This is a genomic window from Paenibacillus silvae (genome assembly GCF_014639235.1).
GTDB classification, from domain to species: Bacteria; Bacillota; Bacilli; order Paenibacillales; family Paenibacillaceae; genus Paenibacillus; species Paenibacillus silvae.
This window is the reverse complement of the sequence record NZ_BMFU01000004.1, coordinates 599,978-626,439: the sequence shown is the minus strand read 5'-3', so window position 1 is coordinate 626,439 and position 26,462 is coordinate 599,978. Positions and strand designations below refer to the sequence as shown.

General features: G+C 45.0%; 27 protein-coding genes. All 27 read right to left on the bottom strand.

Annotation, left to right across the window (positions count from 1 at the left end):
- Positions 1-49: 49 nt before the first annotated feature.
- The 27 genes from IEW26_RS17215 to IEW26_RS17085 all read right to left on the bottom strand — a co-directional run bounded on the left by IEW26_RS17215 (position 50) and on the right by IEW26_RS17085 (position 26,429).
- A complete protein-coding gene (locus tag IEW26_RS17215) occupies positions 50-1,063 on the bottom strand; it encodes a carbohydrate ABC transporter permease (RefSeq protein ID WP_188593210.1) in 1,014 nt (337 codons plus the stop codon).
- A 51-nt stretch (positions 1,064-1,114) separates the two neighbouring features.
- Entirely contained in the window at positions 1,115-2,014 is a 900-nt protein-coding gene (locus IEW26_RS17210) for a carbohydrate ABC transporter permease (RefSeq protein ID WP_188593209.1), read from the bottom strand.
- Positions 2,011-4,665: a DUF5696 domain-containing protein gene (locus IEW26_RS17205; RefSeq protein WP_188593208.1), complete on the bottom strand. Its 2,655-nt coding sequence runs from the start codon at positions 4,663-4,665 to the stop codon at positions 2,011-2,013. Before IEW26_RS17205 ends, IEW26_RS17210 begins: the two co-directional genes overlap by 4 nt.
- A 21-nt stretch (positions 4,666-4,686) precedes the next feature.
- Positions 4,687-5,310, bottom strand: a complete 624-nt coding sequence (locus tag IEW26_RS17200) for a Yip1 family protein (RefSeq protein ID WP_188593207.1) — start codon at positions 5,308-5,310, stop codon at positions 4,687-4,689.
- The gene (locus IEW26_RS17195) at positions 5,297-6,736 is read right to left on the bottom strand and encodes a gluconolactonase (protein WP_188593206.1); all 1,440 of its coding nucleotides are present in this window, start codon (positions 6,734-6,736) and stop codon (positions 5,297-5,299) included. Before IEW26_RS17195 ends, IEW26_RS17200 begins: the two co-directional genes overlap by 14 nt.
- Before the next feature lie 17 nt (positions 6,737-6,753).
- Positions 6,754-7,617 carry a carbohydrate ABC transporter permease gene (locus IEW26_RS17190; protein WP_145402681.1) on the bottom strand — a complete coding sequence of 288 codons (864 nt, stop codon included), beginning with the start codon at positions 7,615-7,617 and terminating at the stop codon, positions 6,754-6,756.
- A gap of 3 nt (positions 7,618-7,620) precedes the next feature.
- Positions 7,621-8,526, bottom strand: a complete 906-nt coding sequence (locus IEW26_RS17185) for a carbohydrate ABC transporter permease (protein ID WP_111271181.1) — start codon at positions 8,524-8,526, stop codon at positions 7,621-7,623.
- 72 nt (positions 8,527-8,598) lie between these two features.
- A complete protein-coding gene (locus tag IEW26_RS17180) occupies positions 8,599-11,511 on the bottom strand; it encodes an extracellular solute-binding protein (protein ID WP_188593205.1) in 2,913 nt (970 codons plus the stop codon).
- Positions 11,512-11,634: 123 nt separating this feature from the next.
- Positions 11,635-13,041, bottom strand: coding sequence for an ABC transporter substrate-binding protein (locus IEW26_RS17175; RefSeq protein ID WP_188593204.1), 1,407 nt, complete (start codon positions 13,039-13,041; stop codon positions 11,635-11,637).
- Positions 13,042-13,157: 116 nt separating this feature from the next.
- Positions 13,158-14,552 carry an ABC transporter substrate-binding protein gene (locus tag IEW26_RS17170; protein ID WP_145402684.1) on the bottom strand — a complete coding sequence of 465 codons (1,395 nt, stop codon included), beginning with the start codon at positions 14,550-14,552 and terminating at the stop codon, positions 13,158-13,160.
- 955 nt (positions 14,553-15,507) lie between these two features.
- Positions 15,508-16,443: an acetamidase/formamidase family protein gene (locus IEW26_RS17165; RefSeq protein WP_188593203.1), complete on the bottom strand. Its 936-nt coding sequence runs from the start codon at positions 16,441-16,443 to the stop codon at positions 15,508-15,510.
- 101 nt (positions 16,444-16,544) lie between these two features.
- Positions 16,545-17,027, bottom strand: a complete 483-nt coding sequence (locus IEW26_RS17160; RefSeq protein WP_188593202.1) for a DinB family protein — start codon at positions 17,025-17,027, stop codon at positions 16,545-16,547.
- Positions 17,028-17,122: 95 nt separating this feature from the next.
- Positions 17,123-17,635: a DUF6886 family protein gene (locus tag IEW26_RS17155; RefSeq protein WP_188593201.1), complete on the bottom strand. Its 513-nt coding sequence runs from the start codon at positions 17,633-17,635 to the stop codon at positions 17,123-17,125.
- Positions 17,636-17,660: 25 nt separating this feature from the next.
- Positions 17,661-18,194, bottom strand: coding sequence for a hypothetical protein (locus tag IEW26_RS17150; RefSeq protein ID WP_145402688.1), 534 nt, complete (start codon positions 18,192-18,194; stop codon positions 17,661-17,663).
- Positions 18,195-18,233: 39 nt separating this feature from the next.
- Positions 18,234-18,821, bottom strand: a complete 588-nt coding sequence (locus IEW26_RS30375; RefSeq protein ID WP_229729896.1) for a hypothetical protein — start codon at positions 18,819-18,821, stop codon at positions 18,234-18,236.
- A gap of 117 nt (positions 18,822-18,938) precedes the next feature.
- A complete protein-coding gene (locus IEW26_RS17140; protein ID WP_188593200.1) occupies positions 18,939-19,457 on the bottom strand; it encodes a phosphotransferase-like protein in 519 nt (172 codons plus the stop codon).
- Positions 19,458-19,553: 96 nt separating this feature from the next.
- Positions 19,554-20,264 (bottom strand): metallophosphoesterase, encoded by a 711-nt coding sequence (locus tag IEW26_RS17135; RefSeq protein ID WP_188593199.1) that lies wholly within the window; start codon positions 20,262-20,264, stop codon positions 19,554-19,556.
- Between the two features lie 55 nt (positions 20,265-20,319).
- A complete protein-coding gene (locus IEW26_RS17130) occupies positions 20,320-20,916 on the bottom strand; it encodes a class I SAM-dependent methyltransferase (protein WP_188593198.1) in 597 nt (198 codons plus the stop codon).
- Positions 20,913-21,458 carry a P-loop nucleotide/nucleoside kinase family protein gene (locus IEW26_RS17125; RefSeq protein ID WP_145402693.1) on the bottom strand — a complete coding sequence of 182 codons (546 nt, stop codon included), beginning with the start codon at positions 21,456-21,458 and terminating at the stop codon, positions 20,913-20,915. The genes IEW26_RS17130 and IEW26_RS17125 overlap by 4 nt, the downstream gene beginning before the upstream one ends.
- 13 nt (positions 21,459-21,471) lie before the next feature.
- On the bottom strand, positions 21,472-21,918 hold the full coding sequence (locus IEW26_RS17120) for a GNAT family N-acetyltransferase (protein WP_188593197.1): 447 nt from the start codon (positions 21,916-21,918) through the stop codon (positions 21,472-21,474).
- Between the two features lie 56 nt (positions 21,919-21,974).
- Positions 21,975-22,370 carry a VOC family protein gene (locus IEW26_RS17115; RefSeq protein ID WP_188593196.1) on the bottom strand — a complete coding sequence of 132 codons (396 nt, stop codon included), beginning with the start codon at positions 22,368-22,370 and terminating at the stop codon, positions 21,975-21,977.
- Positions 22,371-22,400: 30 nt separating this feature from the next.
- The gene (locus IEW26_RS17110; protein ID WP_188593321.1) at positions 22,401-22,928 is read right to left on the bottom strand and encodes a YfiT family bacillithiol transferase; all 528 of its coding nucleotides are present in this window, start codon (positions 22,926-22,928) and stop codon (positions 22,401-22,403) included.
- 24 nt (positions 22,929-22,952) lie between these two features.
- Complete coding sequence (locus IEW26_RS17105) at positions 22,953-23,675, bottom strand: oxidoreductase (protein WP_229729895.1); 723 nt, start codon at positions 23,673-23,675, stop codon at positions 22,953-22,955.
- Between the two features lie 345 nt (positions 23,676-24,020).
- A complete protein-coding gene (locus tag IEW26_RS17100; protein ID WP_308423491.1) occupies positions 24,021-24,344 on the bottom strand; it encodes an HD domain-containing protein in 324 nt (107 codons plus the stop codon).
- 301 nt (positions 24,345-24,645) lie between these two features.
- Complete coding sequence (locus IEW26_RS17095) at positions 24,646-25,071, bottom strand: GNAT family N-acetyltransferase (protein ID WP_188593195.1); 426 nt, start codon at positions 25,069-25,071, stop codon at positions 24,646-24,648.
- A gap of 89 nt (positions 25,072-25,160) precedes the next feature.
- Positions 25,161-25,646, bottom strand: coding sequence for a DinB family protein (locus IEW26_RS17090; RefSeq protein ID WP_188593194.1), 486 nt, complete (start codon positions 25,644-25,646; stop codon positions 25,161-25,163).
- A gap of 132 nt (positions 25,647-25,778) precedes the next feature.
- A complete protein-coding gene (locus IEW26_RS17085) occupies positions 25,779-26,429 on the bottom strand; it encodes a restriction endonuclease (RefSeq protein ID WP_188593193.1) in 651 nt (216 codons plus the stop codon).
- Between the last annotated feature and the right edge of the window lie 33 nt (positions 26,430-26,462).

Below are 26,462 nucleotides of genomic sequence, written 5' to 3'. Positions count from 1 at the left end.
TTCTCAGCTTTAGTTTCGTATCTCCTGTATCACAACTCCGAGCTTTTCATTATCCTACAAGACCGGAACGCTCCACACTCTCTACGAAATGGCGCTGAACGAACAGATAAATAATAATGAGCGGCAGTATCGCCATCAGCACACTGGTGTTCATCATCATTGACATGAAAAACGGATCCTGCGTATACGAGGCAGCAGCCTGACCGCCCCCCGTCAAATAGGTTGCAATCGTGAACCCGGATGATGACATCATTGACGACATCACCTTAGGCTCGTTCAGATACATATTGGTGAAAAAGGAATCATTCCATTGCCATACAAACGAAAACAGCATGACAGTAACCATAGAAGGTATCGCGTTTGGCAGAATAATTCGCCCGAATGTTCTGAAATACCCCGCTCCATCCACATACGCTGCCTCTTCGATTTCACGCGGAATGCCTCTGAAAAACTGGCGGAAAATGTACACGTACAGGCCTGTCTTGACCCCCATACCAAGGGCTGCCGAGATCAGAAACGGCCAGTACGTGTTGATCAGATTGGCAGGACTGCCGCGAAACAGCTCAATCAGCCCCATCACATCAAAGTTTTTGAAATTCAGATACAGCGGGATCATAATCGTCTGCGTGGGCACCAGGATGGTAAAGATGACTGCAGCAAACAACAAACCGCTGCCTTTGAACCTGATTCGTGCAAACCCGTAGCCTGCCAGCACACAGGTTATCGTCTGCAGCAGCATTACCGCCGACGATAGCCACAAGGTATTCATCAGCACGCTAGGGTAATTCATTGCTGTAAAGACCAGCTTGAAGTTCTCTAACGTAAAGGTTCGCGGAATCCAGATCACCGTGGGGTCATACAGATCGGACATGCTTTTGAAGGATATAGATATTTTTAATAAAATGGGATAAAGAATTACAAATGATATGCCAAAAATCAGCACAAACCGGACCAGAATCCATGCCCACTTCTTGATCCCTTCAAACCAGTAGGCCGTGGAACCCAGGCGCTGCAGCCATTCCTTTTTCATAGACGGCTGTCCTGCTGCGGTTTCTGTCTTCATGTCAGGCCTCCCTCTCCGTTTCTGGGTAAAAGATGAGTTCAAATTATTAAGCTAATTCTGATAAAAGACCTTGCGGGACACAATCGCAGTGGTTACCCACAGAATCAGTGCAATGATGGCAAAATAGATCCAGGACATCGCCGCACTGAGTCCAAAATTAAAGCTTTTGAAGGCCGTATCCACCACCAGCCGGCTCGTCTGATCACGGATGAAGCTGTCCACAATGGTATAGACCAGATTCGTGAGAATCAGAGGGCTTAGCATTGGGAATGTGATTTTCCAGAAGGCTTCGTATCCCGTTGATCCTTCAATCTTGGCAGCTTCATATAGAGATGGCGAGATGGACTGCAAGCCAGCAAGGAAAATCAGAATCTGCACACCGGACTGGCTGACAATTTCGTAAATCCGGCTTACTGCACCTGTCAAATATTCAACCAGGATCGGACTCATGCCAGACTCAAGCAGCATAATGGTCAGATCCAGATTTTTCATAACAGATAGACCGCCGCCCGTCATATCGTTTGCATTACGGACAACGGATTGCATCAGGTCCCCGTTTTCGATGCTCGCAATAATACCCGAAGCCAGAATAACCGGCAGGAAAAAAATCGCTCTTGCCAGCACCCTGCCATGAAACTTCTGATTCAGAATAACGGCAAAGAACAGGCTGAATATGATGATTAACGGTGTATTCACCACGATATTCAGTACCGATTCCGTCAACATGCGCACATAGGATTCGTGTGAGAATAAAGCCTCGCGGAAATTGGCCAGACCAATAAATTCCAGACTAAAACCTTCGTTAGACACCTGCAGATTGCTCAGACTGTAACGGAACGACGAGATCAACGGCACCATGAACAGAAAGAGGAACCCGAGGAACCAGGGCAGGATGAAGTACAGACCGTAATATCTGTTTTTTTGCTCCAAGGATAATTTTTTGAATTTCATTCCGGCGTGTCACCTCCTACCTGGTAGCTCTTCGCTGCCACATTTACACCGTTCACCTTCACAGCAGCATCGTTGTAATTCACAATGACTGTTTTTCCTTTTTCATACGTCGTCTGATAGACACCTTCGCTCAGCTTTTCATGTTTGACAATGATTTGATTCTGCACGTCATGCAGCACCTCGTTCAGCTCAGCATACCGTTCGGCCGATTCCTGAATCCAGCGCCGATAATCGGCTGAATATAACTCGTCGAAGCCCGTCAGCTTGATCGCGGACGGATCAGCGTGGAACCACGTATAATACGGCGCTGAGCCCGTTTCAATCGCTCGCAGCATCTGCTTGAGAGAATCCTGATCCTCAGACATATTCCATGCTGTACCTGTGTATTGAATGTAGCCGTGATAGACCAGCTGGAAAAAAGGAACCGTCTCGTCCGTGATGTTAAATCCACTGCTGCTCATCGGAGCGTCTACAATATGTCCGGCATAAGGAATGGCGTACACATTGCCACCTTCCAGTAGTAGAGATGCTTCAGAGGAAGCCTTTACTTGCTCAAGCTGCTCAACCACAACCTGCTTGGCTTGCTCACGGTTGATCACCTTAGCCCGGTTGTAATCGGAATGAAGCTGATCACCCAGATCGCGCAGCGAAATGCCCTTGAGTCCGAGCGTTGCATAGTCCTGCAAAAATCCGTTCACAATGCCCGGTACGGCCTCGGGACTGAGAACATACCCCGGAGAAGCCTCCTCATCCCGCGTAAACGTGGACATGCGATACGGGAAAACTTGTGCGAGTTTGCCTGTAATCTGCCGGGACGCGTACGACTTCTTGAATGCATCCGCCTCCGGGAACACCTCCAGAAAAGATACATCCGGGTACAACCCGAAGCCATTTTCTTGCATATATGCCTGAAGGCTTTGCAAGCCCTTTATCCCTCCGAGCTTCTTATCAACCTGGATGGACTTTGGCAGATCGTGATGAACCCCTCCGTTGAACCATCCCGAGTATTGCAGCTGGATATCCTTTACACCCAGGTCCTGCATCTCCTTTACGATATCCTGTGCCTCTTCAAACGTGGTCAGCGGCTCATAGGCATTGTACGGAATTCCGAGGAAAAACTTTTTCTTCGGAATGCCACCGATCAGTTCCACGTAGAAAGGCAATGCAGTATCGTCTGCCAGGCGTGTGAGCTTCTTTTGCCCAATCAGGTAATCCCGATACTTGGACGCCATCCCCGAATAACTCGCATCATCCGCATTCAGAAATTCGTAGACAACAGCCATCTCGTTATGAAAAGGCTCTGCCTGAAACCGCTTGACTGTGCTCGAACGCCAGCCATTCGTAAGCGTAACCTCCTCCATACTGCTTAGCGCGAAACTTGGATGCACGGTGTTGTACTGATTCAATCTGCCGCTGATATCCGCCTCAACGGAGGCGACAGCATCCCCTTTATCAATGACAGCGAGGTATCCCTTATCTCCGTAACTCATACCAAACACGGGCATTCTCGCCTTCTGCTCCTTCTGGATTTGTGTAAGCTGGTTGATTGCATGATCACTGCCGTACAGCGCTGTACTGTAGGGTGATGCATACGTCTTTCTGTTGTTAAAATAAATCAGGGAACCCGAACCGTCAGGCACCAGACTGTAGCCTTCCTCCTTAGGCCCGCTTGCTCCGAAGAACGGCAGCAGGGACAAGGATTGAATTTTCATCGCTTCCGGATATTCAATGCCATTCTCGGGTATCGATACCCTCAAGCGCCCATCTTCGAGTCGATAGTGAACGGGTACAACCACATTGGCGCCCCCGCTTTCTTCCTCTCCGTAAGCTGCTTTGTCGATGGCAATCTGAGCTTCGTCATAGCCGATGGATTCAAAAATACGGGTGACCTTCGACAAACCCACGCCCTTCAGAGAGGAGTCCCGTCTCTCATAACGTTTATTCTGCTCATCGTGACGAAAGCGCTTCTCGATCTCCTTCTGGTCCTTCTCCTCCAGCTTCCCGAGAATCAATGTGTTAAAGCGTTCCTCGCTAATATATTTGGGGATCGCTTCGATATCACTTTTGACTTCGCCCAGCGTGTATACGATGTTGAGTCCATGCTCTACTTTTTCAATCTCGAACTGACCACTCTGTACACTATGTGTAAAATTATCGTATTTCAGCGCATTGCCCGCATTATCGTAATACGTCAGCTCAAGCTGCACATTCAGCTGAGACTTGTTATACCCCGTGGCAATGGCATCCTGCTCCCGATCCTGCGGATTGGAAAACCACATCACACCGTTCTGCTTATCCTTGACAGCAATCTCGGTCGTCTCCGGCTGCAAATACAGGATCAGCTCATCGTTCTCCGCGACAGCTTCCATACCAGCAGGGACAGGCATCTCGGCTTGAGCAGATTTGTTCGCAGCCTTTGCCGCTCGAGTCTTTGCAGCGTCTGAGGTCACAGTTACATCAGAAGAGCCCTCCTGTGATTTATCCTTGCCTGCGCGATCGGTTTGAACTGCTCCAACGCCAGCATCCTGCGTATCCGCCGTTTGCTGCTCTGTAACCGCCGGTGTTTCGCCCTCTGCATAATTCACACTTTGTGTAATTAACAGACTGCTCATGAGCATGACCGCAACTATAGCGGTACGTTTTCTTTTCATCTCCGGTACCTCCTTTCTCTCCTATTCGCGCAGCGTGATCTCTTGATAGAGGGTGTAGCCAAAACTGATGATCTGCTGGATCAAGCTGAAGAAAAGCAGGCCCAGAAATATAACAACGCCCATCACAACGAGTGTGAGCAGCATGGTGGTGATCGTTTTCATGACCGAGTATTGATGCACCGTCTTCGTTCCGATAAACAGCAGCCATATAAACCAGAGCATAGCGAACGAATCCAGCAAATAATAAAAGGAGGATTCACGCAGCGTAATGACATTGCTCAGCAATATATTCGGAATGTTGACCAGTACCAGCGGAAGCATCGCATACCCGGTCGCAATCATAATATCCTTGAACTTGCCCTCCCCATCCATCAGCGTGGTCAGCGACCAATTGGAGATACACCAGAGCAAAAAAGGGAGCACGATATACTTGAACTCGTTGATGCTGTTCAGCGACAGCGGATAATTGTCATTCACGACATACCCTGCGTACTGGCGTTTTACAATCATCGTTACCGTCACTGCAAGCAGTACCAGGAGCGCCACACGCAGCCTGCCTTTATTTTCATATTTCAAATCCCAGTATCCGTCAAAAGGACGTACAGCTACATGCAGAGAATATTTGAGTTCCTTAATTAGCGACATCTCCGATCCTCCTCTCATTTCTTGCTCTGGCGATGCGGCGCCATGCAATGACTCCAATCAGCAGCCCGATTGTTATGGTCATGTACATGCCGAAATACTCTCGCATATATTCTCTGCGATACTTCGCGAGTGCCTTGGAATAATATTCACGATCGTTGCCAAGCTTCAGATACGTCATCGCTTCCTTATATTTTCCTTCCCGCAGCATCGACTTGCCGATTCCGACATAAGCCATTTCATAATTGGCATCCAGACGTAATACTTCTTCCCACAGCTTGGCGGCTTCTGAATGTTTTCCCGAACTGTATAATCGATTGGCTTCATTCACCAGGCTCCCGAAGGTTGTAGCTTTGAATTCGGTGATCCGGCCCAGGTCGCGATCCAGCACATAGATGGCATCTCCGTAGCTTTCGACCGCCACCGGATTTTTGAACGTGCCCACCTGATTGCCCAGTTGACCAATGACATACAGTAAATTGCCGTCTTCGTTATATGTGAATACACGCCCACGTGTGGAATCCAGTGCACGGTAGACTCCATGACTGGACACCTTGATGTCAATGAAGGAGGAACGGTTTATGCTCAAGTCCCCGACAGGTGCAAATTCACCGTTAACCCGTAGTACGTCGATCCCCGATGGATTCAGCCTTTTGACCGCAGATAGCGTATTTTTGTCCGCCGTTGTTGTGTAAATAAAACCACCATCATCCACATCGGCGTTGTTGAATTCAAGCGGAATAAAGCGAATCATTTTCTCGCGTTGCTCCTTGGTGGACACCGTTTTCCAGAATAGATCAACCGGGTCAAACTGCACACGGTTCGTGCCCATGAAGCCGGTAAAACGCCCGTCACTATCAAACTCGATCAAGCCTTCATAGACACCCCGGCCAACCACATAGATGCGCCCTGCTTTGTCCACAATGACTTTTCGCGGAAAATATTCGAACGTATCACTGAGCACATCTGATTCGGGCGCACCAATGGCACGCACAAATGAACCGTCCTGATTCAGCTCCACAATTCGTTTATTTTCGGTATCCGCTACGTAGATCTGTCCCGCCTCCGTAACGAAAAGCCCCTCTGGATTCAGAAAGCGGTCCTGTTTGCCGTCATGTTTAAAGTCTTGTATGACACGAACCCTTTCCCATTTCTCATTTAACACCACAATACGTGCATTCCCTGAATCCAGAACGTAGAGCAGACCATTCTTCGCAGCATATAAATCCAGTGGAGATTGCCACGTTCCTGTTCCGGCCTCATCCCCTGTAATGACTCTGGAAGGGAGAAACGCAATCGGTGACTTTACCGCATCCCCCCAGTAGTTGTAGGTATATCCCTCATACGGTGCCGCATGAGCCTGGTTATGTCCGAGTCCGGCAATCAGCAGGGAAGCTGCCAGAACGATCAGCCATGATTTCACTCTCATCTCTAACACCCTCTCCCTTAATCCTTCATGCCGGATGATGCCATCGTTTGAATGACATTGCTCTGCGACAAGACAAACGTGACGATCGGCACCGTCATCATGATGACAGCTACAGCAGCCCCTACCCCTGCACGGGCAATTCCGCCCTGCACAATCTGTCCCATGGCATAATGCATCGTTTTGAGCTGCTCACTATAGATAAAGCTTCCGCCGTCCGTTCCCCACAACATCTGCATCATCAGAATGAGCAGCGTCAGCCAGGCCGGTTTGACAAGCGGCATTACCACCTGTAAGAAAATCCGGTATTCGCTCGCGCCATCCATTTTTGCCGCCTCCAGCAGCGCATCGGGAATCTGCTCCATAAACTGCTTCATCAGATACAGGCCGAGCGGATAAGCAAAGGCCGGGATAATGATCGCTTGATATGAGTCGAGCCAGCCGAGTGTTGACATGATCATATAATTCGGGATGGCTGTTACATGCGGCGAGAACATCAGCGACAGCACAATAACGGTGAACAATACTTTATGGCCGCGAAACTTGTGTTTTGCCAGCGGGTAAGCCGCCGCTGAGGCCAGAATAATATGACCAAACGTACCTGCCGCTGTAATGAACACCGTGTTAAAAATGTATCTTGAGAAGGGAACCCATGAATTTTTCATGACCTGAAACAGATCAGAGAAATTTTCAAATGTCGGGTTCCGCACAAACAGGGTTGGCGGAAAGATGAACAGCTCATCCAGCGGTTTAAAGGCATTGTTGATGACATAGATGAGCGGAACCGCCATAAATGCACCGAATCCGCCAAGCAGAAGAAACAGCAGAACATCGACCTGCCAAGACCGGTTGATTTTTCGTTTCATACGCAGGGCTATCTTCATCTGCTATTCCCCCACTCTCTTCAGAAGCTTTTGAACAAGCAGGTTGGAGCCCAGCATCAGACCGAACAGCACCGTGGCAATAGCCGACGCATAACCCATCTCGAAGCGGATCGTTCCGTAATCCATCAAGTGTGTAACAATCGTATGTGCCCCATACTGCACACTCGGGAAACCTGCTAGTGCAGTCGCCACTTCCGCAACCGCCAGTGATGCGGTAATCTGAATAACGGCACCAAACATCAGCTGAGGACGCATCGAAGGCAGCGTAATATACCACAGCTCCTGCCAGCGATTCTGAACCCCGTCGATCGCTCCTGCTTCATACAGCGTACGATCCACCGTCTGCAGACCGGCGATAAATGCCAGGAAGCTCGTGCCCAGACTGAGCCACAGCTGTACAAGCATAATGATGGCGAGCATATATTTCGGGTCCTGAAGCCACAGGATCGGCTCATAAAGAATTCCTGTTTTCATCAGAAAACCGTTCATAATGCCGTAGGAGTCCCCGGAGAAAATAATCTGCCAAATAAAAAACACGTTGCCCGAGATCGAAGGCGCAAAAAAGATCAGGGTCATAAACGCTCTTACCTTCGGATTCAGCTCATTGATGAGCCACGCAAATACAAAGCAGGCGATGTAGCTGATCGGGCCGGTAACGACCGAGAAAATAATGGTATTTTTGAGACCAATCAAGAACACATCATCATTCCAGAGCAGCTTGGAATAATTCTCCCAGCCGACCCATTGCGGAAACTCCAGCATGTTGAAGTTGGTAAAACTGAAAAAGATCGAGATGATAACTGGAAACACGGTGAATAGCAAAAATAACAGCATATATGGGGATAAAAGAACGTACAGATGTTTATCCCGCTTCATATCTCTGACAAAGAGTTCCCATCTCCCCGGCATGCCGGCAGGCGTGCGCTTGGGCTGAGAACCGGCTTTGGTCACAAGGTTTGCCTTTTGCAAAAGAGTCCCTCCCTAGCGCATTCCGTCCAATTTAAACTCTTTTCGTTTCTGCTGAATTTCGTAGTTAATTTCCTGCACATAATCGTATAAAGCATCGGTGGAGTTCGTACCGTTATTGACGACCTCACGCAGTGCGTTATCCAGATGGCGGCCTGTGAAGTAACCTCCGGGAACCTCAGGTACCCCTTGTACCCACTCCCACTGTTCTTCCAGACTGCGATAATCACGAATCGGCCAAGGCAGCTCCTGTAAAGCTTCAATGTTCGCCGTTGGATAGCGCGCAGCAGCACCCATCAGACCTTCCATTTCCCGTCCGAAGCGAACCTGGGCATCCTTGCTGACCCACCACTTCATGAACTCCCATGCTGCATCCTTATGCTTTGACTGCTTGAGCATAACGGTCGCGGTTCCGCCGCTTGCAACATCACGTTTGATGCTTCCATCCTGCTGCTTGAGACCGGGTACCGGGATAAATTCCCACAGCCCTTTAATCTCAGGAGCAGATACAGACAAATAGTTATAGAAGGTATAGTCCATGATGCCGACCGGCATTTCCCCTGTTCTGAAGCGCATCGGAAAATCAAACGTCAGCGGCAGCTTGTAGCTGGTGTAGAAATCCGTCCACTCCTTGAACGCCTCCAGTCCCGTCTCCGTATCCATACCGCTTCTGGCACCATTATCTAGATAGAAGGAACCGCCCATCTGATACAGCAGCATGGCATACGCCCGATTGACTTCCAAGACGGGTACGCCAGTTGTCTGTGCCAATGGCAGTGCCATCTCCATGTTGTGTTTTTGCAACACCGGGATCATGGCATACACGTCATCCCACGTCTGCGGCGGCTCCAGATCAAGCTGCTCTAGAATATCCTTCCGATAAAATAACATGTTGAAGATCTGCTGCTCTGGCAACGCAAATACCTGATTCTCAAACTTATACGGAACCATCGCACTATCCCTGAACTGTTTGATTAACTCGTGATAGCCAGGATATGTAGACAAATCCTCAGCTGCATGCCGCATTCCGAAGTTGACCGGCACATCGTTGCCAACCTGCATGGCTACATCCGGGCCTTCGCCTGCCAGCGAGGCACGAAGCAGCACGTCTGCATTAACCAGCTTGAGATTAACGCTAATGCCTGTCAGCGGTGTAAAGGTATCATCAATCATCGCCTTCAGCACCTGCGCCTGGTCGCGGCCTGTACCAATCCAGACGGTGACGGACTTATCTTCATCCGCTGTGCTGCCAATCGTGTCATAATCTTCGAAGAAAGAATGGAAGAATGACGACACCTCATGTCCCGCCTTGCTGAACACCGAATCATTCGCTTTTGGAAGCTTCTCATCAGGTGAGGCAAGAAGTAGATAGTCAATTTCAAGCGGCTGTTCACGTACTTCCAGAAGCCAGGAGCCAACACTTCCGACGTTGATTTTGAACTGGGACAGCCGTTTCTGAACGGTTTCCGGTTTATTCGCCAGATCAGCCAGCTGATAGGCGGTTTTATTCAAAATCGCTGTTTTGTCGCTTTTCTCCCCTGTCAAACGAATTAACTCTTCAGAGACCGCGTTCAGAATGTCACTCTGTTTGCGAAACACATCCACCATATCGGGAATCTGTTTATCCAATTGATAATCACGATACGGGTCTGGCACATTGCCCGTGATCATCAGAATTTTTCGATACATCGCATTGATCTCGAGCACACTGGCTTCAACCTGACGAATCAGCGGTGCGATCGCACCCAGACTCACCTCAAGCTGCAGTTCATGTTTTCCCTTCGTCAAATAAAACAAGTACGGCTCCTCTTCATTGCCCAGTACATTCATCTGCCAATCGGCATCATAGAAGAACGGAATCTGCATCATTTCCTGGAAAGGAACCTTATCATCAATCTGCAGTGAGCGAGTCGAATATATGCCTCTCAGCAATTCTTGTCTGCCCTTGATCGCTATCTTGTATAGACCATCCTCAGGTACATCCATCTCCCATGCAATCCATTGTCCTGGCACCCGCCAGTTGTTTCCACCAATCGTGTTCATTCTGATCTTGGAAACATCATACGGCTCTGTAGATGTACTGGAGCGATCTGTAACGGGATATAGTGTCGGCGATGACTTATATGAAGCCTGTTCTCCTTGAACTTTGATCAAATGTCCATTGGTTTGCTTGTATCCCTTGGCCTCATACTCCTGCTTGAGCTCTGCATAGGATGGCGGAGCCTCGTAATGATGCAGCTTGAGGGTATCAATCACCACCGGCTCACGAGTAGACACAAGCTTGATGGAATGTTTTCCCGCTGAAAAATAAAACTGGTATGGCTCTTCATAATAGCCCTCTTTATCCCTCAGGATCGACTCCTGCCACATTGGCGCTTCCACCTGGCGCGGGCGAAGATCATTGCCTCTATTGTCCTGTTCGATTTCAGATTTTTCGTTGACCCATACCCGGTGGAAGCTCATGTTACGTGCACTGCTGAACGGTAACTTGCCATCAATCCACAATTCACGTTCGATGGCCGAGCTTTTCCCTTGAATCGGGTAATAGCGTAATGACATATGATACATTCCTGACTCGGGAACGTTCACTTCCCACTCCACCGAACCACTTTCCTCTGTTCTTATGAACTTGCCTGACTCGCCGCCGAGCTCCGTAATCATCTGAGGGTTCATGCCTTCGGCAGCTGTATAATCAGCTCCATGGATGACAATTTCCCTTGAAGGCCGCTTCTCGTTCTGGAATTGCTTCAGATAGGCATCATAGCTATCCCCAGCAGCAAATTCAGATATCGGCATGATACGACTCGGATCTGATGATCGACTTCCGGTCTTGGCATCCCCGCTCGCACCGGAACTGGATATCGCATACACCACGACGAGCATTAACGTGACAACGACGATCACCACTCGGGATAATGTGAACTTCACCCAATGCCCCCCTTTTTGCTGAGTTCGTGAAAGGAATAAGGAGCGGCCCATATGATTGGTGTACCTAACCAGCTCCGCTCGAAAACAGTATGGGCCGCACCCTTATGCTCTAACTACCGTGCATCATTTTTTCTTGTCCTGCTCTCCGCTTAACACCTTCTTCACCGCTGCCTGTGCTTTCGTGATAACCTGGGCAACACCTGTCGAAGGTGTGATCTCACCTTTAACAAACTTCTCAGTTACGCTGTCCAGCTGCTCCTTGATGCCCAGCCCACCAAAACGTCCACCAAACAAACGTTGCACTTTGCCATCATCGTTCATCGCGTTGGCAATCGATGCTTCATCCGGCAAAATGTTTTCAAGGGAAAGCCTGCGATTATCCTGCCAGTTATCAAAGTCCTGCAGATCTTCCCAGATTTTTACGATGACATCTGCATCCTTCACGCCTTTAGGAATAACGTAAGCTGCGGTCTGACCAAAAGGTTCATGATAGGACTGGGCTTGTGGACCTTTCGGCATGTACACATAACCCCACTCATCCTTGAGCTTATCGAGGATGCGGCCTTCAATCTCCCACAGCCCGCCTGGATACATCGCAATCGTACCTTCCCCGAAATATTTGGCTGGATCTTCCCAGTCATTGCCTCCATTGGCTTTGATCACTTTATGCTCGGTGTACAAGCTGTGCAGGAAGTTAAGCGCTTCCATAGCTTCCGGTGAATTAAACGTGACTTTTCCTGTCTGCTCGTCGTATAACTTGCCGCCATTACTCGCGATCAGCATCTCGGAAAGCACGTAATGCGCTCCAGCCAGACCGTATTGATCCATTTTTCCGTCACCATTGTTATCTACGGTCAGCTTTTTCGCTGCATCCAGCATCGTATTCCAGTTCCAGTTATCCTCATCCATTAATTGCTGCGGGTCCTTCAATCCAGCTTCCTTAAAAATGCGTTTGTTGTAGAACATGCCGCTGTCATTTGGTGAATACCAGCTCTCCAGGCCATAGATTTTGTCACCGCCAAAACGCATCGAATCAATAACATCCTTCTCTACCCGAGTGTCCTTGAGATAATCGTCCAGCGGTGTCAGAAATCCGCCATGCATAAGTCCCCAGATGAATCCGTCGGGAATACGGACGATCTCTGCAAAAGGTTCATTCGCAAGCACGGAGGAAGACAGCTTTTCAGACGTAGACCAATATTCTGTATTCAGATATTTGATCTTCACGTTATACTTTTCTTCCACCATTTTGATCCGTTCCCGTGCAAGCTCATCGGATTCCGAATCGCCTTTTGGTGTCGCATCCCACCAGTGAGAGATTCGAATGACACGTCCGTTCAGGTTCGGGGCTGGCTCCGCCTCTTCTACCTTTTCTTCCTTTGCGGGCGTTGTGCTCGTCTCGACTTCAGCTGGCTTGGCGACCGGCTCGGCTGGTTTTTCACTTGTACTCGTGCATGCAGACAAAAGAGTAATTAATGTGGCAAACAAAACAAACAACATGATTTTGCTGATCATCATTTTTTTCAACATGGGCTGCCTCCCTCAAGTAAATGATCCTGCTTTGTTATGCATACTGTTATACTGTTGACACCAACGTTACCGTTTGAAGCTCCATAGAGGACTTCTAGCTGCATTTTGCTTACGCCTTACTTGCTCTTCTCTCCCTTTAACACCTTCTGGATGCCAGCTTGTGCAGGCCCAATGATCTGTGCAACGCCTGTGGAAGGCGTTACTTCACCTTTTACAAACTTTTCAGTTACACTGCCAAGTGCTTCTTTTACACCCAATCCCCCGGCACGTGCCCCATAGACCCGTTCAACCTCCCCGTTGTCGTTCATAGCGTTAGCAATGGAGGTTTCATCTGGCAAAATGTTCTCCAGCCATAGACGATGATTCTCCTGCCAGTTATCAAAGTCCTGAAGCTCCTCCCAGATTTTCACAATCACATCTGCGTCCTTAACGCCTTTCGGTATTACAAAACTCTCTGTACTATTTACCGTATCCAGATAAGTAGCAGCTTTGGGGCCTTTAGGCATGTAAACATAACCCCAGTCATCCTTTAACTTGTCAAGAATGCGACCCTCGACTTCCCATAATCCGCCGGGGTACATTGCAATATTGCCTTCCGAGAAATATTTGGACGGGTCCTCCCAGTCATTGCCTGCGTTAGCCTTTATGACTTTATGATCGTTGTACAGGCTGTGCAGGAAGTTAAGCGCTTCCAAAGCTTCTGGCGAGTCAAACGCTGCCTTCTGCGTTGCCTCATCGTACATTTTGCCGCCATTGCTTCCGATGAGCATTTCATGCAGCACATAATACGCACCCGACAGACCATACTGATCCATCTTACCATCTCCGTTTTTGTCTACGGTCAGCTTCTTGGCCGCCTCCAGCATCGTATCCCAGTTCCAGTTTTGCTCCTCCATCAGCTGCTGCGGGTCCTTCAAGCCAGCTTCTTTGAACAGGCGTTTGTTATAAAACATGCCGCTGTCATTCGGGGTATACCACCCGGTCAAGCCATATACTTTATCGCTGCCAAACCGCATCGAGTCAATGACATCCGGCTGGATCTTTGTCTCCTTCAAATATTCATCCAGCGGTGTCAGAAACCCGCCCTGCATCAGCCCCCAGATATTGCCGTCAGGCACACGCACAATCTCGGCGAAAGGCTCATTCGCCATGACAGATGAAGATATTTTCTCCGACGTTGCTCCATAGTCTGTGTTCAGATAAGAGATTTTGACGTTATATTTCTTCTCTACATTTTTGATTCGTTCACGGGCACGTTCATCTGCCTCCGAGTCTCCTTTGGGGGCCGCATCCCACCAATTGGATATTCGAACAGCTCTGCCCTTCAGATCGGCGGCTGGCTCCTGCTTCTCTTCAGCAGGCTCGGCAGCCACTTCTTTGTTTTCTTCTGCTGGCGGCTTGTTCACAGCCTCGGCTGGCGCACCCCCTCCGCCGCTGCAGCCAGCGATGACGGTAACCAGCAAGGTGAACATCACAAGCAAGGTAAACCGCTTCTGTCTCATAAACTTCATCTTACGCGCTCCCCCTTAAAGTTAGATAAAGATGAATCGGGAACTTGAAAACCAGCAATCACACCCCTAATAGAAAGCGCTTACCAAAATGTCGGGCGATAATGAAAAGGCTTTCATGAAACCCATTTCATTATAGTATCGCAAAAAGCCTTGGGTCAATACTATTTATGTTATTATTTAGAATATTTTGATTATTGCGGTTTCATTCCTCACATTTTTATGATATTGAAACATTTAAATGTGTTTATATAAACAGAACCCTATGCCATAAAATTGAATTTTGTGACATAGGGTTCTATATGAGTTAAACTACAGATTCAGATTTTACACAGTCACTCCGGGTGACAGAAAAGCCTGGAGAGTAGCGTTCATCTCCAGATTTTTTTGAATTCCCTTTCTCAAAGCGAAAATCCAGTGATAAAGGCTGAGCCTTTGCTTACGATGGATCTTTCTTTCAGAAAGCTTTAGCTCCGCTTGTTCTGATTAACCTCTCTGTGTACACCGTCAAATTGCGTCACGTCACCGTATATTGCAGTCATACTTTTTGTGCTCATTGATCCAAAGGAGAGCATAGGTAAAATTCGCCCATCTTACATGCAAGTCTGCTACTGCCTGTCGGCGCTAACGATCAGGAGAAGCCTTATTTCGGCATATTTTGGCTTTCAAACATTCTAACGATCCACAGAGACGCTATTCATCTGAAATCATCCTGATTATGCGCATTTTTCACAATTCTGAATGGAATAAGCTTTCTGGAGATCGTTAAATTTCTGGTACCCCCGATTCAGGGCTAATAAGCTTTGTGGGAATCGTTAGGATTGCATCTCGTCCTTGAGCAAGCATGCCAATGCTGACTTCTTGCCCCCTTACAACCCTCTTTGACGATCATTGACCGGCTCTGTGTCAGATTCTAGAACCATCATTTCTTTCGTTTATAAAACCTTCATTCTTTCGATTATTTAAAGGCATCATGGGGCAGAAAAGCGTGTACACCCTTTACACCATTTACAATCTGGGTAATACGCAAGTCCACCACAGCACTTCCCAGTGCAATCGCTTCTACACGCTGCAAGCCATATAACTCACCCATCAGGTTTAACATGCCATCCAACGCTTGAACTGTCGCCTCATTCAAATCTTCATGGAATCCGAAAGTAATCCAGCCAGTTGGCGTATGCGCACGAGGATTCGTCAGCGGCATATCGTCAATGACATTTACTGTGATATCTACAAGCTCCATCGGACATTCTATTGCCTGACAACTGACTTCTCCATCACCCTGCCGTGCATGACCATCCCCTACAGCGAGATAACCACCATCTACGGGGATAGGCAAATACAGCTTACTCCCCTGCACCAGTTCCTTACAGTCTATATTTCCTCCACAAAAACGGGGAGGCCACGTCGTATGAATTCCTCCTGATTCCGGCGGCATACCCACTACACCCAGAAATGGACTTAAGGTTACCGTGTAGGACCTACCCTGCACTTCACAAGACCCGCTCATCGTATGTCGATCAAGTGACCAATTCAGAGAAAGTTCTTCCACCTGTGTTAGATGCAACTTCTGGTTCTGCCAGTTCGGATATCCGCCAGCGGAAGTAAACCCGTAACTGCCGGGCACAATCTCATTGAATATAATCTCCAGCGTTTTCCCTTGCTTCGCTTCTTCAATGCAGATCGGACCAATTAAGGCATGACCTCCATCCTTTTCACCTTGCCGCGGGTAAGGATTCAAACGTTCCGCATAACTTACACCTGTTCCCCAGCCCGCATCCAGCGTCTGAAAACGGATAGAGTCTCCCGAATTTATGTTCAGCACGGGCTTTACTTCATTCGTGAATGAGCCGACCAGATTGGCTTGAGATAATGCGATCGTATGAATGCTCATAACAATCCCTCCATATTGGATTAGATTAAATAAAGCTCGAAGTACGCTGATCCATTAGCTGCATTCCATATATAACCCCCTACCTGCTAAGTCCCTTTCCTTTATAATACTTCAAGACTGGCAAGATACCTTTTCAAGGGTTCCATATGATGCTGATCATGCCATATAAAATCTTTAAGGTACTGCGGGATATAAAATACGTTGCCTTCTGCATCGATATACTTTTGATGAAGGCGTTCCTCCGATAATCCGCGAATGTCATTCATGATTTTATGGCGATATGTAATCGCTTTATCTACGATTTCCGCTGTCCCCGTGCGATTACCGTACTCCACAGCTTTGCGATTAAACTGATCAAAGTCAAGATGTTTCAGTGTAACTGGCTGATTCAGCGCAATCTTCTCAATGGCTTCCTTGTAAAAATATCGATCCCATAACATGATATGGCTAACGATCGATTTTACCGTCCACTTCCCTTCCTCCAAGCTGGAATTCCAGATTTTCTCTTCAAGATGAGTCAACGTTCTGACAAAAAGCGTCCATTCTTCAAATGCTTGAAGCAAATGTTCCATTTCCTTGGTCATTATATTTCCCCCTTCAGCTTAAGCAACAGTTCAAGTGATTTTCAGGGTGCAAAATAACATCTTCCGAATTCATCATGCGTTCTGCCATTACCTCCCTAGGGCAGCTTGGCATGATTAAACCGGTGTATCCCGAATTGCTGGAAATCGGACTTTAATACAGCATCTCTTAGAGGATACAGATTGGTTGTCATTCGCAATTCCACTCCTCTGGCAATAAGTCTTTCTACCAGATGATCTATTTTCTCGATGCAGCTTGGTGTAATGACCTGCTCGGAAATATAATATCCTGCCGTTTCATCAAAAAGACGGAAAGTACTCTCCGGCAAGTGATAGCGATACAACGTCTGATTCACGATCCTTGAATACCACTCGCTCTCAACCGTGACAATGATGGCTGCATCCGTATGACTAAAAAACAACTCCTGATGCTCATCGCTGATCTCTTCGTTCCTTCTGAGCACAATTCGCGGGCAGTCTCTTGGAAAATAATAGCTGTATTCGCGCTGCTCATCAATCGCCCATACAACTGCCGGAAAATCAGGCCGATTCTGCTTGGCTCTCGGTATAAATACGTCGATGTCTGATTCTTCACTAAAATGATATAACATGAGATACACCCCTGTGTAAAAGAAATTAGTTCTCAATCAGAGTGTTCAATCCTCTTTGGATTTCGTCCGTTAGATTGTCGTTTTCTAATAAATTCTTGACGAGATGCTGATCTACAATTTCATGGTTGGTTTGTAAATACGTTAAAATCAGCTCAGCTTTCTCAAGTCTCCCCATAATATGATAAGCAACGTACCATAATTCAGGACTTGAAATGTTCATTCCCTGCCAGGTACGATCGGGAACATGCGATAAAGGCAGCTTCAGTATTTTCCCTTCTACATGAAAGGCAAATCCACCAATCACATCTACATCTAATGAATCAATCCCTATTCGATATTCGCTTGCAAATGGTAAATCGCCGCTTTCTTTTTCTACCCATTCATATGCGTCTATTGCTTCTATGAATGTGGATTTCGGGCAATCCACCATCAGATCCCAATCATTCACGGATTCGGCTAGATTCAAGGAATATAACATTCCGCTTCCACCCAGTGTAAAGGGAATATCGTTTTCTTTTAATCTTTTGATTAACGGCATGATCTCTTGAGGATGCTTCATTTGTCGTCCCACCTCGAACTCTCTCGCTGTTTATTTACTTCAATATAAAATTGCAATCTGCTTGTACTCTTTTACCAACTCGTGATCTATGAATATCTTTGAACAGCTTTGCTTCGTAAGCAGCATATTCAATATATTCAACTCATAATACCATTCTCCCGTATCTGAATAGAGGTGCCTTCCGTTGTACAGCACTCTTCCATATTCGTTCGAAGTCAATCCAAACGCCCGCTCGGTTAAGGCATGATTTTTCGAATCATAGCGGGCGGGTTTGCCGCATTCTTGAGAATAAGTAAAGGTCACATCATATTCGGATTCACTGCCCTTTTTATCTATTTCAATACATCCGAGTTTCCACTTGTCTGCCCCCGGGTTCAAACGTACAACCTGATCTTGGACTGTCTCCAGACCTTTCTTATTATGCAACATGACCACCTTGTGGTATGGCTGTCCATAGTCCGTGTCGTAACTGAACAGGTTCTCCGGTAAGCTTAAGGCTTTCTCCATTTGGTTTCGTACAGCAGCATAAGGAGCCCCTCTCACTTCTTTTTCCCATCGCAAGGTAATGAATTGCAAAAGGAATCGTTCCTTTTTCATCAACCTTTTATGCTTTTTGCTATCCAGCATCTCAGCTTCTCCTTTCCTCCAGTCCCTCAAATTGCCAAGAAGCCGGAACATCATGCAATAGACGCCCCAGCTTCTTTCTCTGCTTCCTTACTTTTGATTCGTACCACACATGAACCGTTATTCATTTTTAAACAGTGTGTTGATAATCATCTCGGCACATGCTTCTGGCGTATGCAGACTCGTATCTACCGAGTAGGTATACTGAATGTCGGAAGCCATGATGCGATGTTGCTCCTCGGATTGATTTTCCCAGCGATCACCACGCTCAATATTACGCTGACGGCAGATATCAAGAGGGCAATACAGCTCGACAATATCCAGCGGATACCCTTCAAAAATCGATTTTACTTGTTCATAATGCGGCGCAAGCTCCGGGCGTTCCACCAGAATACCATCGATCAGCACATGCTTGCCATGATCCGAAAATACCTTTGCTGTGTAATACATCATCATGATGGCCTCACTCAGATACTTCCAGTAATCGGTCTGGAGATGTTTATCGCCAATCGTATTCTCGAATAAATCATTCGCCACTACATAGAAAAATGGTTCATCGTATGTCTGTATCGCCTCTACAATCGACGTTTTCCCTGAGCTCGTTACCCCGTTCAAAAAAATAATTTTGCCTTTATGCATTATGTTATCTTCCTTTGCTAAAGTATGAATGTATAAATATTTTACAGTGTGTACGGATACACACATTCAAACGCTATTACACTGACAAAGATCGTTTTACGACATTTTAAAATGTTCTACCTCGTACGTATCATTTTGATAAATTAAACAATTCAGCTGCATTCCAGAGGCACATCCACCATCAATGCCTATTTTGTCTTCAGCGAACCAAACATCTGCTGAGCCATGAATGTCTATCGTTTTTGTATGTCCAAAGATAACCCTTTTGTGAAGGCTGCTGAACGTGTGATCAATAAATTTCTCTTTGATATACATAAAATCACGCTCTGGTTGATGCTTCCATTCACTATAGTCTGAATTCAAGCCAGCATGAACATAAATATGCGCTTCATCCTCGTAAAATAGAGGTAGTTTGCTCAAAAAATCAATATGATGACGGTAATTCGATTGAATGATTTCCCGAGCTTCTTCTATCATTTCCTGCGAAAAATCATGCTCTGGTTGACAGTAGCTTTGGAGCGTTGGAAGTCCGCCGTGTTTGATAAACTTTGATTGAATGGACGAACCTCCCTCTTGTATCAAATCAACAAATCGCTGGTCATGATTACCTCTTAATGCAACTGCATGATGTTCATGCACTAATTCCATGACCTTATCAACGACTTCTTTACTACTGGGACCGCGATCTACGTAGTCTCCGAGCAAAATCAACTGATCGTGCTTTGGATTGTAATGAACATCTTCTAACAATTGGTCAAATGCAGCAATGCAACCGTGAATATCACTAATCATGAGCGTTCGATTCATAGAAGCCCTCCAACGGATTATCTTTTAGAAGACATAAATATTCTCCAATGTATGTTCACAGCACCCTTTTGAGCTTCATACAATAAAAGCCGACATTGGAAAATCGGTTAAATTGTTCAATATGCATTAGCTCAAACTTTAGCTCAGGCAACAGCTCGAACAAATCTTCTTTTTTGTGGTATTTATCAAAATCCATGTACATGAATTGTGCCTCTGGTTTTAACACCTCTGATATTCTTTCAAAACACCTGTGGTATGCGCCAGTTTCTTGCAGTGCAGAGCCTATCATGGTAACCAGATCATAATGCCCTTGAGGCAGCTTACACGCTAAAAAGTCATCACATATAACAGTAGAGGCATTAGGATGGCCCTCCTTTTGTTGTCTGTATTTAAAAATGTCGCAAATCTCGGGATCAATATCAATGCTCGTTAGAGAACCCAATCCGTTCAACAAGAATCCAATATAGTCGTCCCACTCTCCTACGCCAATGCCAATATTAAGTGCTTTCAGTCCATTGAACACATCAAAATATTTCGCTAAAAAATCACGTGTCTCCAGCTCCAGATATAAACTTGCAGGCGATAGATTCCACTGATATGCTTCCTCTTCCCTCATATGTAAATAAAAATTCAAGAGATGTTGATCCTTCATTTCGATCGTTCACCTTTCCAAATAAACCTTGGATTGTGTTGAATATCTTCAACAATTTCACATAATTGCTCTCTGCTGTACTGCTGCGTATAGAGTTTGTATCGTTCCCTCAGCTCTGAGCACATCTTAAATTCCTCTAGCAGAACCAAACTGCGCTCACCCATCTGTTGATCTGCCGGTCGCAATTGATCTCTGTTTAACAAGGTACTCTGATCTGCCAATAAAACAACATAAACGACTTGATACTCAAGGTTGGATAGCTGCTGTACAAGCCACTCTACTTCTGAAGGGAAAGTAACATAGTCAATAACAACATCATAATCCTGTTCTAACAGATTCCGAGTTATGCTCAGTATATTTTTCCATGTCAGATCATACGTCTCTTTGCACAGCCAAGGTTTTCCTCGTCCATTCACTGGAATATGGCTGATATCGTCTCCTGAAATATAAGCACTTTTGCTTAATGTCTGAACAAGCTGCTGTGAAGTTGTGGACTTACCGACCCCAGGAGGCCCGGAGATCATATATATGGTTTTATTCATGTTTGCTCACCTTCTATCTGTACATCTGGATATACCACATCTGGAATCCTAGTTCTTCGTAAAATGCCGCCGTATCTTTCCATCTTCGATTGGATGATCCAACCAAAGCCCGCTCAACCTGATGTTGCTGTGCCTGGTCTAATATGCATTGAACAAGCTCCCTACCAATGCCTTTCCTCCGATGTTCGGGATGGATGTATACTTCATGAAGTTCCAAATAAGCATCCGTTTGAGGAATGACTGGCTCCGCATTTCCCCACCTTATGTCTCCAAAGGCATACCCCACAATGACATCCTGCAGCTCCGCGACATAGAAGTAATCATTCAGCTTCTTTTCTAATTTTTCTGGAGTCCAGGCCACATTTTCGTATCCCAAGGTGATGTCTTCTTCTGTCCAGCTGATCGTGAGATCGATAACTTGAGCAAGATCTTTCTTCTGACCCGTCCGGTAATGGTACATATCGTAGTCTCCTATTCAATACTGCACGCTCTGCAAAAGATAAAATGAGGTATTTGTTAAAAATTCAACTCACAATCATGATGCTCCCACACATCAAATACATTGCCATCCAGATCCTCTAACACAAAAAATTTTCCGTATTTCCCCTCATCACTAATGCTGCCAACCTTTACATGCTCAGATGTTAAGTATTGATGTAAAGCTATAATATCGTCGGTATAAAAGGTAATAACCCATCTCTTTTGCTGACCTATCTGGAATGTTGCTCTAGTTTCATTATCGCTCTGGATCAAGTCCAGAATGGGCCTTCCACCTCTGAACAAGCTCAAATATCCGTCACGTTGATGGCGAATGTTAAATCCAAAATGCTTCACAAACCAGGCAGCCGACACTTCAATATCTTTCACTGGAATAACGTTATAAGCAATCCCCAGAATTCTTCCATTCCCCATAAATGACCTCCGTCACTTCATAATTTAAAACTACCATCTCTGTGACGCTGTAAAAGCTTTAATCTGAGCGATATGATGCTGACCGTGCCAGGCAAATCGTTGCAGAGCAATATCCAATGAGATTGTACCTAACACTTCTGTTCGAAGTTTTCGTTTAAATTGATCAGGTTGTAAGCTGTTCAGCAGTGTGAGAAAACGCTTGTGCAGTATTTCCAACAGCTGAATTGAATCATCCATTAGCAGCTCATGATAGTCGGGCAGGGATGCCCACAAATCTTCGCGATACGAGCTCGCCAACGGCTCCTCTTCAGTTAATGCTCTCTTGAATCTTATGTACGCGTTCATATCATTGTCTGCAAGGTGATGCACGATTTGTGTGATCTTCCAACCGCCAGTGCGATAAGGTGTACGAAGCTGCTCATCCTGAAGATGCTGTGTAACTTCTCTTAACGTCTTCGTGATTTCAGGTATTTGATCTATAATTCCTCTTCGCTCCTCATCACTTAATTCAAGCTGCGGAACAAAATGCCCGATCGGAAAACGAATATGATCATCCATGGTTAACACCTCACCATTCCTCCACTAGAGAACCAAATCATATCCAATATAACCCACAATGTTCCATTTGCGAAGAGTAAAAATCAAAAAAAGAAGCAGCCCTGGTTCAAAAGCTGCTCCTTCATTGATTAATTTATAATATTCAAAATTATACTTCAATTTCATTCTTTCATATAACTTGAAATTCGGATTCCGGTTCACAATTTCAGCAATCAACTCTTTCCATTTATCCTCAATCCACTCAGGACTCCGATCTTTCAAAGCCTGCTCGTTAAATTGACTATCAATATACTCCAGATCCTTTTTGAGAATTTCTATATCCTTGACCAGTTGACTCCTTGAATCTTGTTCAAGTGACTGCTGATTCGAAACAATATCATCCGAGAGGTCTGCTCTTACATATCCATAGAAATCTCGGAATACGCTATATATAAGATTGCTTGATGATGATCCAAGCTCTTGAAAATCCGCATTTAGAAAAATAAAAGCTTCTTCGCCTACTTTTAACGACACTGCCAGATTACCTAATGTATAGAGGACCGTTTCCTTTGAAGAATTGTTTTGCAAACTCTTCAGGACATAATCCACATTCTCGATAGATTGTTTTAGGCCAATTTGAAGTCCATGATTTAATTTCAGATTATAATCTCTTTGTTGAACTTCCTTATATCCCTTCAATTGATAGTTCAAAAACAAGCTAATGATCAAGCCTACCGTTAATACAATAATTGCAATATTTTTCTTCATTTTCTCTCCTTTTTTCATGTGAGTTTTTCGAGTTATACTTTCAGATAAGACTCTTGAACGTCCTCTCCCCTCCAACTCCAGCTATTATTAATATAACCCAACATGTTCCATTTGCGAACCGTAAAATAATAAAAGCAGTCGAGTGACTGCTTCAATAAACGATCTTGTGTGTAGTGCTGCAACCTGCTGTTAATAGTAGAAGAACCCCAGCAATAATGCGATTGATTTAGATTTATACATTCTAAGCTCCAATTACCGCTCCAATCTTTCCATTGCATTTCTATATTTTTCGAGTCTATTATAATCTTGCTCCGTAGGGTTTTTAATTCTGGATAAATTCATATTTTATTGAATATCCGCGATCTTTACATTTCTTGCCATTCGATTCGTCGTAGTTTTCTCAATAAATTGTTCGTAGCTATCCTCTTCCGATCTTGTCAATAAACCGATTGCCTTTACGATTTCTTCCGAAAATCCCAATTCTCTTAACTGTTCAATCGTGACTTCCGTGTCTTCAATGACATCATGGAGAACAGCCACAATTTTCTCTTCGATGGTTTCCACTCGGTTCATGACAGCTAACGGATGTAAAATATACGGGTTTCCACCTTTATCAAGCTGGCCTTTATGGGCTTCTAACGCAATTGATATAGCTAATTCAATATCCAATATGATCAGCTCCGTTTTCTGAAATTGTAATCACGGTTTACGATAGCATTCTCTTTTTGAGCAGCCCGCAGTTGTTCCATAGTCAATCAGTATTAGTACCAAGCTATTTCAAGCGTTTTTCATAAAATACAATCGTCATCCTGTCATTAATTTCTTTTGTTTCACCAGTTTGTTGATAACCTAACTTCTCATAAAGATAACAATTACCCCGTTCTTGCAAGATTGTCGCTAACTCCCAAACGGCTACATGGTTATATATATTTTCAACTATTGAAAAAACGCTTTGAGCAATTCCCCTCTCTTACATGTTCCTTATAAAATCCGGCATTCTTCTCATAAATCGTTCATTGTCTTTTTCAAAATAATATTGTTCATATAAACCATGTGCATCTTTAGTTCCTAAGATTCCCATCATATTCTTGAACCGATCTGAGTTCGTTATCGTTTCAAGCAATTTTTTGCCCAGTCCATGACCTCTGTAATCCTCATCTATAAAAACATCACAAAGCCAATACGTCGTAGCATCATCTGTAATAATTCTCGCAAAACCAACTTGAGATTGTTCCCTATAGATCCCAATGCAATAAGAATTGCTAATTGATTTCTCTATGATCTCCTCAGGTCTTTTGTTGGCCCAATAACTTCTTGCTAGAAAGGATTTGACGGTCTCGATGTTTAGCAATTCCTTATTGTCACTAATAAGAAACTGTCCAAAATAAATATCCATACATGATCCATCCCTCTGATGTGAATTTTTATCCTTCAGCGATTCAAGACAACTTTTCAACTTCACCTATACTAATGGCCACATCAATGCTAAGGATTGAAAGCTCGAATTTGTTTCTTTAACAGCATGATTTGTCCAATATGATAGGCATTATGAATACTTAGATTAGAAACAACTCCCCACCAAGGAGCATTGAAATATTCTGGCAGTTGTTTGGTGAGCTTCATTTCATCTGTTTCTTCTAAAACAATTCTCCAATCTCTAAATACATGCTCAAGTCGACTTAATGTTTCCTTCCAGCCGGAATCAGTCAATTGATTCGGATCCAAAGAAAACGTCTCATCATTGTTAATCTCATGGTTTAAAACAAATTCTCCAGCCTTAAAACGCCCAAGCCATTTCTCATTCCAGAAAATAAGATGATTTACAATGGACCATATGGTTTGTTTATTGTTATTCTCCGTAGCTGCTTCTTCTGCTGTTACATCTTTCAGTATATCCTCAAGAGGAAGAAACCAACTTTGGTCGTTATAACATGCTGTTAATTGATCTATTAAAATGGATTTATAGGACATTAAATGTTCCTCTTTTCTTCATTGATTTTCTTGTATTTTTGACCCTTCACCTAACGATCCTGTAATTATAGTTCATCAATATGTATGGATCATATTTTGTTATATTTTCCAATATTACTCTTATTATCGTATCTATCGCTTATTCATCACTTTTTTTACATACTTCTCAGCCTTGTAATCCTTACGGATTTCATGCAACGTAGTGGAATTAGACTCCGACCAGGATTCAAGTAACTTTCTGGGTTCCGCTTCAATTATCCTGCGGGCTTCAAAGGTATCGCCAGATCTAAAGGCATCGATTATGTTAGATAAGTCAGTTCGGTCAATCAATTTCACATAATTGATACCAGCTAACGTTTCACAAGAATCTGTAAATCTCGATGTTGCAATGACAATTGCTTTTTTAGCCTTATAATATCTCATACAAGAAAAGACCTCTTGAACAGCGCTGATGCCTACCGGGTTATGTATAGCATATCTTTTGGCTTGAATGACATTCCTGATTCCATCTGCATCAGTAAAAACGACGTCAGCTCCAAAGTCACGACTACCGACAGTCTTATACACACCAGAATAACCTAGCTCAATTAATAATCTATATATGTACATTTCAAAACCTGAGCCGTCCTCCATCCTGTCTATATCAGCTAAAGTAATATCTTTCAGATCGTAGTCCTCTTTATCGAAAACAACTGTAACCTTTTGTCTTCTCCAAATGATAAGGATTAATATAGACAACACAACAATCGCGGCAATAATCATCAGGAAAATAAAATAATCCATTAAATCTCCCCCGTCTGAATTCCAGTAGGACAT

What these genes read in the sequence shown, in the direction of transcription:
- IEW26_RS17215 (WP_188593210.1), bottom strand. Translation starts at nt 1,063, where the DNA reads ATGAAGACAGAAACCGCAGCAGGACAGCCGTCTATGAAAAAGGAATGG.
- IEW26_RS17095 (WP_188593195.1), bottom strand. Translation starts at nt 25,071, where the DNA reads ATGGATATTTATTTTGGACAGTTTCTTATTAGTGACAATAAGGAATTG.
- IEW26_RS17090 (WP_188593194.1), bottom strand. Translation starts at nt 25,646, where the DNA reads ATGTCCTATAAATCCATTTTAATAGATCAATTAACAGCATGTTATAAC.
- IEW26_RS17125 (WP_145402693.1), bottom strand. Translation starts at nt 21,458, where the DNA reads ATGAATAAAACCATATATATGATCTCCGGGCCTCCTGGGGTCGGTAAG.
- IEW26_RS17115 (WP_188593196.1), bottom strand. Translation starts at nt 22,370, where the DNA reads ATGGGGAATGGAAGAATTCTGGGGATTGCTTATAACGTTATTCCAGTG.
- IEW26_RS17155 (WP_188593201.1), bottom strand. Translation starts at nt 17,635, where the DNA reads ATGTTATATCATTTTAGTGAAGAATCAGACATCGACGTATTTATACCG.
- IEW26_RS17165 (WP_188593203.1), bottom strand. Translation starts at nt 16,443, where the DNA reads ATGAGCATTCATACGATCGCATTATCTCAAGCCAATCTGGTCGGCTCA.
- IEW26_RS17085 (WP_188593193.1), bottom strand. Translation starts at nt 26,429, where the DNA reads ATGGATTATTTTATTTTCCTGATGATTATTGCCGCGATTGTTGTGTTG.
- IEW26_RS17185 (WP_111271181.1), bottom strand. Translation starts at nt 8,526, where the DNA reads ATGCCGGGGAGATGGGAACTCTTTGTCAGAGATATGAAGCGGGATAAA.
- IEW26_RS17150 (WP_145402688.1), bottom strand. Translation starts at nt 18,194, where the DNA reads ATGAAGCATCCTCAAGAGATCATGCCGTTAATCAAAAGATTAAAAGAA.
- IEW26_RS30375 (WP_229729896.1), bottom strand. Translation starts at nt 18,821, where the DNA reads ATGCTGGATAGCAAAAAGCATAAAAGGTTGATGAAAAAGGAACGATTC.
- IEW26_RS17105 (WP_229729895.1), bottom strand. Translation starts at nt 23,675, where the DNA reads ATGAAGAAAAATATTGCAATTATTGTATTAACGGTAGGCTTGATCATT.
- IEW26_RS17200 (WP_188593207.1), bottom strand. Translation starts at nt 5,310, where the DNA reads ATGTCGCTAATTAAGGAACTCAAATATTCTCTGCATGTAGCTGTACGT.
- IEW26_RS17175 (WP_188593204.1), bottom strand. Translation starts at nt 13,041, where the DNA reads ATGTTGAAAAAAATGATGATCAGCAAAATCATGTTGTTTGTTTTGTTT.
- IEW26_RS17190 (WP_145402681.1), bottom strand. Translation starts at nt 7,617, where the DNA reads ATGAAGATAGCCCTGCGTATGAAACGAAAAATCAACCGGTCTTGGCAG.
- IEW26_RS17195 (WP_188593206.1), bottom strand. Translation starts at nt 6,736, where the DNA reads ATGAGAGTGAAATCATGGCTGATCGTTCTGGCAGCTTCCCTGCTGATT.
- IEW26_RS17170 (WP_145402684.1), bottom strand. Translation starts at nt 14,552, where the DNA reads ATGAAGTTTATGAGACAGAAGCGGTTTACCTTGCTTGTGATGTTCACC.
- IEW26_RS17140 (WP_188593200.1), bottom strand. Translation starts at nt 19,457, where the DNA reads ATGCATAAAGGCAAAATTATTTTTTTGAACGGGGTAACGAGCTCAGGG.
- IEW26_RS17135 (WP_188593199.1), bottom strand. Translation starts at nt 20,264, where the DNA reads ATGAATCGAACGCTCATGATTAGTGATATTCACGGTTGCATTGCTGCA.
- IEW26_RS17130 (WP_188593198.1), bottom strand. Translation starts at nt 20,916, where the DNA reads ATGAAGGATCAACATCTCTTGAATTTTTATTTACATATGAGGGAAGAG.
- IEW26_RS17160 (WP_188593202.1), bottom strand. Translation starts at nt 17,027, where the DNA reads ATGACCAAGGAAATGGAACATTTGCTTCAAGCATTTGAAGAATGGACG.
- IEW26_RS17120 (WP_188593197.1), bottom strand. Translation starts at nt 21,918, where the DNA reads ATGTACCATTACCGGACGGGTCAGAAGAAAGATCTTGCTCAAGTTATC.
- IEW26_RS17110 (WP_188593321.1), bottom strand. Translation starts at nt 22,928, where the DNA reads ATGGATGATCATATTCGTTTTCCGATCGGGCATTTTGTTCCGCAGCTT.
- IEW26_RS17210 (WP_188593209.1), bottom strand. Translation starts at nt 2,014, where the DNA reads ATGAAATTCAAAAAATTATCCTTGGAGCAAAAAAACAGATATTACGGT.
- IEW26_RS17205 (WP_188593208.1), bottom strand. Translation starts at nt 4,665, where the DNA reads ATGAAAAGAAAACGTACCGCTATAGTTGCGGTCATGCTCATGAGCAGT.